This window comes from Pseudoduganella sp. RAF53_2 (assembly GCF_052113985.1).
Classification (GTDB): domain Bacteria; phylum Pseudomonadota; class Gammaproteobacteria; order Burkholderiales; family Burkholderiaceae_D; genus Rugamonas.
This window is the reverse complement of sequence record NZ_JBFRDW010000382.1, coordinates 1-5,777: the sequence shown is the minus strand read 5'-3', so window position 1 is coordinate 5,777 and position 5,777 is coordinate 1. Positions and strand designations below refer to the sequence as shown.

Here is a 5,777-nt window from a genome sequence, read left to right as displayed (position 1 = left end):
GCGCTACTCGATGCTGGTGGAAGACGGTGTGGTCAAGCAGTTGAACGTTGAGCAGGGTGGCAAGTTCGAAGTGTCGAACGCTGAAACCATGCTGGGCCAGCTGTAATCATTCCCTCCGCGGCGCTCTTTCCGGGCGCCGCTACCACCATCCGTTGTCCTGTTCCACCATCCGTTTGTAGTAATCGATATTCGCGCGGAAGCAGAAGATCAGCGGGCCGCAGTATCTCCCTATGCGCGGCATGGTTGCCTGATCCGCGCCCAGCATGTGCAGATGTAATAGACCGGCCCAAACAGCAGAGCGAGAAAGTTGAACCAGATCCGGCAAGTCTGGCCAGGCGTGAGCGACTGTATCGTCGATAGCTCAGACATTTGAAGCCTCCGCGCCGTGAAAGGACTTTAATCCTAGCAACGGCGCACGGGCTTAACTTTGCGCTTTGTCAGCCTTGCTGCGCTTGCGCTTTTTGGGGGCGAGCATGACGCCGGTGCAGGAGGACGCGCCGCAGTAGCAGGCGAACTGCTTTTTCACGGCCTTGGTGTGGCGCTCTTCGTAAATCAGGCCGTAGTTGTAGTTGAGCTCTTCGCCTTGTTCGATGTGGCGCAGCGAGCAGATGTAGACGCGCGAATCGTCGTCTTCTTCCGCTTCGCAATTCGGCTCGCAGGAGTGGTTGATGTAGCGCGCTTCGTTGCCGCCGGCACCGCCGTCGATCAGCAGGCCGTTGTTCAGGCTGAAGAAGAAGGTGTGGCCGATCGGGCCGCCTTTCTCTTCGGTGCGGCGGCAGCACTCATCCCAGTCGACGATCTCGCCGGTGTACTCGATGATGCGCGTGCCCGCGGGGATCAACTGGCTCGCAAACACGCCTCGTCCATGGACGGGCGATTCGTGCACTTCATACAGGGAGGTCGGGGCGGATTTTTTCATGGCGTCGGCGTTCATCCCGCAATAATAACCCGGTCGCGCCACACACGTAGCGCTGATGCCGCGCAAAGTGCGCGCACGCGCGAGCTGCCGCATTGGGTGGGTCCGGAACTCTATTGTTACGACATCAGCTAATTTGATCTCGGCGCGAGCGATGCCGCGTTTCTTTCAGTACAATGGCCGGTCCGGCGTGAGCATTTGGACCTACATGACCCCCAGCGCGAAAGAAAACCTGCAGAGTATTTATTGGATGGTGGCGGCTGTCGCCATGTTCGCCTTTATGGATGCGTCCATGAAGGTGCTGGCCGAGCATTATCCGGCGCTGCAGGTGACTGCGCTGCGCTGCATGTCGTCGATGCCGCTGGTGTTTGCCTACCTGGCCTGGCGCGGCAAGTTCAAAGGGATGTTCCAGGTGCGCTGGCCGCTGCATCTGCTGCGCGGTGCGATCGGCATCAGCATGCTGTCGCTGTTCGCGTTCGCGCTGAAGTCGCTGCCGCTGGCCGAAACGTATTCGATCTTCTTCATCGCTCCCGCGCTGGTGACGGCATTGGCGGTGTTCTTCCTGAAAGAGAAAGTCGGCCTCGGGCAGTGGGTGGCGATTTTTGTCGGCCTGGGCGGCGTGCTGGTGGTGCTGCGTCCCAATGGCAGCAGCTTCATTTCGGTGGCGGGACTGGCGGTGCTGGGCTCGGCCGTGTGCTACGCCGTGTCGGCCATCGTCAGCCGCATCCTGGCGCGTTCGGATGCGCCTGAGCACATCATGTTCTGGGTGCTGGCGATGATGGGCATCGGTGTCTCGCCGTTTGCCTGGCAGCAGTGGGTCGAGGTGCGGATGGACGACTGGGTGCCGTTGCTGGCCCTGGCGATCAGCGGCTTCCTGGGACAGCTGGCGCTGACCAAAGCCTTCAGCATGGGCAAAGCGTCGATCGTGGCGCCGTTCGAATACACGGCGCTGGCCTGGGGCACGATGATGGACTGGGTGCTGTGGAAAAGCTTGCCGGATATGTACACCCTGCTGGGCGCGGCCATTATCATCGCTTCGGGCATTTACCTGGTGCGGCGGGAAGCCGACCATCCCGAGGCCGAGCATCCGTAATCCCGATATAATCGCGGAATGCTGAAACAACGAACCATCAAAGAACTCGTCCGCACGACAGGTGTGGGTCTGCACTCCGGCACCAAGGTCGAGCTGACCTTGCGCCCGGCCGCGCCGGATACCGGCATCGTGTTCCGCCGCGTCGATATGGACCCGCCTATTGCCTTCCCGACAAAAGCCGACATCGTGGGCGATACCCGCATGGCCACCGTGCTGATGAAGGACGGCGGCCGCGTTTCGACCGTGGAGCACCTGCTGTCGGCCTGCGCCGGCCTGGGCATCGACAATCTCTATGTCGACGTGACGGCGGAAGAGATTCCGATCATGGATGGTTCGGCATCATCCTTCGTATATTTGTTGCAACAAGGTGGCGTCGAGGAGCAGGACGCGGCCAAGAAGTTCATCCGCGTGAAAAAGACCGTGGAAGTGCGCGAAGGGAAGGGCGATAAGGAAAAGTGGGCGCGCCTGGTACCGCACGACGGCTTCAAGCTGGACTTCTTCATCGAGTTCAACCACCCGGCCGTCGATGGCACCGCCCAGCGCGCGAATGTCGACTTCGGCGACGTCTCCTATGTGCAGGCGATTGCCCGCGCCCGTACCTTCGGCTTCATGCAGGACGTGGAAATGCTGCGCGGTATCGGCCTGGCCCGCGGCGGTTCGCTGGAAAACGCCATTGTGATGGACGAGTACCGCATCCTGAATTCCGATGGCCTGYGCTACGACGACGAGTTCGTCCGCCACAAGATCCTGGACGCGATCGGTGACCTGTACATGGTCGGTCACCCGATGGTCGCCAGCTACGAAGCCCACAAATCCGGCCACGCCCTGAACAACCAGTTGCTGCGCGCCATGCTGGCCGATCCCGATTCCTACGAAATCGTCACCTACGAATCGACCGACAAAGCGCCGCCATCCTACGCCCGCCAGCTGGCGGAAGAGTGGTCGTTCAACTACTAAGGACGGCGCTTCGCCACCATAGACTTCAGCGCCGCGATCAGCGGCGCGTTTTCTTTGGTGGCTTCGAGTTGTTCGCTGAGCTGCTCGAATGAGTTCACCGCGGCGGACGACAGCTCCATATTGGGTTTCGGCTGCACGGCTTGCTGGGCCGACTGCGTCATCTGCACTTTGAGGCGGATGTTGTTAATCTGCCACCCTTTTCGCACGAGACATTCTTGTAGCTTTGGCAATTGTTGTTTAAGCTTGGCAGCAACTGCGGCGTTGGGCGTGGCGAGCGTCAGATCGGTTCCATTGAAAGCCAGGATTTCGCAGAACTTGAACGAGGTTGGCAGCGCTTCCGCACAATCTCGCTGCAGATCGGCCATGCGCTGGGCAGCCGGCAGCAGCGCCGCCAGGCGGTCGTTGCGGCGAAGAAAGTCCGTGGCTCCAGCGGCCTCGCGGATCATGGTGGTGTAACGGGAACGCATGCTGCATTGTACCGTGGCGGCCCCAGCCGGTAAATTTGCGCTCTGGCCATTGTTATATAGCTGAACATCCCAACCTTGCCCTTCGCGCATGATAAAATCACGCACTTTTGCCATTGGCGGACCCGAGGAAGAATTCAAGAAATGTCCTTACTGACCCAGATTTTCGGCAGCCGCAACCAGCGACTGCTTAAGCAATACCAAAAAACGGTCAAGGCGATCAACGCCCTGGAACCGGAATTTGAAAAGCTGTCGGATGCCGAGCTGCAAGCCAAAACGCCTGCCTTCAAGGAGCGCGTGGCCAATGGCGAGTCGCTGGATGACCTGTTGCCGGAAGCCTTCGCTGTCTGCCGCGAAGCGTCCAAGCGCGTCTACAAGATGCGCCACTTCGACGTGCAGCTGATCGGCGGCATGGTTCTGCACTATGGCAAGATCGCCGAAATGGGCACCGGTGAAGGTAAAACCCTGACCGCAACCCTGCCGGCCTACCTGAACGCACTGTCCGGCAAGGGCGTGCACATCGTGACCGTCAACGATTACCTGGCACAGCGCGACGCCGAAACCATGGGCAAGCTGTACCGCTGGCTGGGCCTGAGCTGCGGCGTGAACCTGTCCCAGATGGAGCACAGCGCCAAGCAGCTGGCTTACGGTTCGGACATCACCTACGGCACCAACAATGAATTCGGTTTCGACTACCTGCGCGACAACATGGTGTTCGAATCCCGCGACCGCGTACAGCGCGCCCTGAATTTCGGCATCGTCGACGAAGTGGACTCGATTCTGATCGACGAAGCGCGTACTCCGCTGATCATCTCCGGCCAGGCCGAGAACCACACCGACCTGTACCACAAGATCAATCTGGTGCCGCCTCAGCTGACCCTGCAGGTTGGCGAAGAAACGCCGGACGGCAAGGGCAATATCGAAGTGCCGGGCGATTACACCAAGGACGAGAAAGCGCACCAGGTGCTGCTGACCGAAGCCGGCCACGAAAAGGCCGAAGGCATCCTGACCAAGATGGGCCTGCTGCCGGAAGGCGCGTCCCTGTACGACTCCGCCAACATCACCCTGGTGCACCACCTGTACGCTGCGCTGCGCGCGCATGCCCTGTACTTCAAGGATCAGCACTATGTGGTGCAGAACAATGAAGTGGTGATCGTCGACGAATTCACCGGCCGCCTGATGACGGGCCGCCGCTGGTCCGACGGCCTGCACCAGGCAGTCGAAGCCAAGGAAGGCGTGAAGATCCAGAACGAGAACCAGACCCTGGCCTCGATCTCCTTCCAGAACTACTTCCGTATGTACGCCAAACTGGCCGGCATGACCGGTACCGCGGATACCGAAGCCTACGAATTCCAGGAAATCTATGGCCTGGAAACCGTGGTGATTCCGCCGAACCGTCCTTCCCAGCGTAAGGACCGCCAGGACCAGGTGTACAAGTCGAACGAAGAGAAGYACAACGCCATGATGCTGGACATCCGCGACTGCTACGAGCGCGGACAGCCGGTGCTGGTGGGTACGACCTCGATTGAAAACTCCGAGCTGCTGTCGGGCATCCTGGACAAGGCCAAGCTGCCGCACAACGTGCTGAACGCAAAGCAGCACGCCCGCGAAGCAGAGATCATCGCCCAGGCGGGTTCGCCGAAAGCGATCACCATCGCTACCAACATGGCCGGTCGTGGTACCGACATCGTCCTGGGGGGGAACGTCGAAGGCCAGATCAAGGTCATCGAAGCCAATCCGGACCTGAGCGACGCTGACAAGGCAGACCAGGCGCAGAAGCTGCGCGACGGCTGGCAGGAACTGCACAACCAGGTGGTGGCCGCAGGCGGCCTGCACATCGTGGGTACCGAGCGTCACGAATCCCGCCGCGTGGACAACCAGCTGCGTGGCCGTTCCGGCCGCCAGGGCGACCCAGGCTCGTCCCGCTTCTACCTGTCGCTGGACGATCCGCTTCTGCGCATCTTCGCCGGCGACCGCGTGCGCGCGATCATGGACCGCCTGAAGATGCCGGAAGGCGAACCGATCGAAGCGGGCATCGTGTCCCGTTCCATCGAATCCGCACAGCGCAAGGTGGAAGCCCGCAACTTCGACATCCGTAAGCAGCTGCTGGAATACGACGACGTCGCCAACGACCAGCGTAAGGTGATCTACTCGCAGCGTAACGAGCTGCTGGAAGCGAACGACATCTCCGAAACCATCATGAGCCTGCGCCACGGCGTGTTCAACGATGTGGTGCGCCAGTACGTGCCGGAAGAATCGGTGGAAGAGCAGTGGGATATCCCGGCATTGCAAGCCACCCTGGCCGGCGAATGGCAGCTCGACCTGCCGCTGGTGCAGATGATGGAGA

5 protein-coding genes and 1 pseudogene are annotated in these 5,777 nt (G+C 60.6%); 4 read left to right on the top strand and 2 right to left on the bottom strand.

Features of this window, described 5'->3' with window-relative positions; all coding sequences use genetic code 11:
* Positions 1 to 106 (top strand): annotated as a pseudogene (locus tag AB4Z11_RS20665) (peroxiredoxin); the annotation flags it as partial.
* Positions 107 to 421: 315 nt separating this feature from the next.
* Here the strand turns inward: AB4Z11_RS20665 and AB4Z11_RS20660 are convergent.
* Entirely contained in the window at positions 422 to 919 is a 498-nt protein-coding gene (locus AB4Z11_RS20660; protein ID WP_442027349.1) for an SET domain-containing protein, read from the bottom strand.
* A gap of 247 nt (positions 920 to 1,166) precedes the next feature.
* Between AB4Z11_RS20660 and AB4Z11_RS20655 the strand changes: the two genes are divergently transcribed.
* Together AB4Z11_RS20655 and lpxC are read left to right on the top strand one after the other, a co-directional pair.
* Positions 1,167 to 2,009, top strand: coding sequence for a DMT family transporter (locus tag AB4Z11_RS20655; RefSeq protein WP_442027351.1), 843 nt, complete (start codon positions 1,167 to 1,169; stop codon positions 2,007 to 2,009).
* Between the two features lie 18 nt (positions 2,010 to 2,027).
* The gene (gene lpxC, locus AB4Z11_RS20650) at positions 2,028 to 2,966 is read left to right on the top strand and encodes a UDP-3-O-acyl-N-acetylglucosamine deacetylase (protein WP_442027347.1); all 939 of its coding nucleotides are present in this window, start codon (positions 2,028 to 2,030) and stop codon (positions 2,964 to 2,966) included.
* Here lpxC and AB4Z11_RS20645 read toward each other — a convergent pair.
* Complete coding sequence (locus AB4Z11_RS20645) at positions 2,963 to 3,547, bottom strand: hypothetical protein (protein ID WP_442027345.1); 585 nt, start codon at positions 3,545 to 3,547, stop codon at positions 2,963 to 2,965. The genes lpxC and AB4Z11_RS20645 overlap by 4 nt on opposite strands.
* Positions 3,548 to 3,574: 27 nt before the next feature.
* Here AB4Z11_RS20645 and secA point away from each other — a divergent pair.
* The coding region (secA, locus tag AB4Z11_RS20640) for a preprotein translocase subunit SecA (protein WP_442027343.1) at positions 3,575 to 5,777 on the top strand (2,203 nt) is incomplete at its 3' end.

Bases quoted from the DNA above. Each gene is read 5' to 3' on its own strand.
- AB4Z11_RS20645 (WP_442027345.1), bottom strand. From the start codon at position 3,547: ATGGCAAAAGTGCGTGATTTTATCATGCGCGAAGGGCAAGGTTGGGAT.
- AB4Z11_RS20660 (WP_442027349.1), bottom strand. From the start codon at position 919: ATGAAAAAATCCGCCCCGACCTCCCTGTATGAAGTGCACGAATCGCCC.
- AB4Z11_RS20655 (WP_442027351.1), top strand. From the start codon at position 1,167: ATGGTGGCGGCTGTCGCCATGTTCGCCTTTATGGATGCGTCCATGAAG.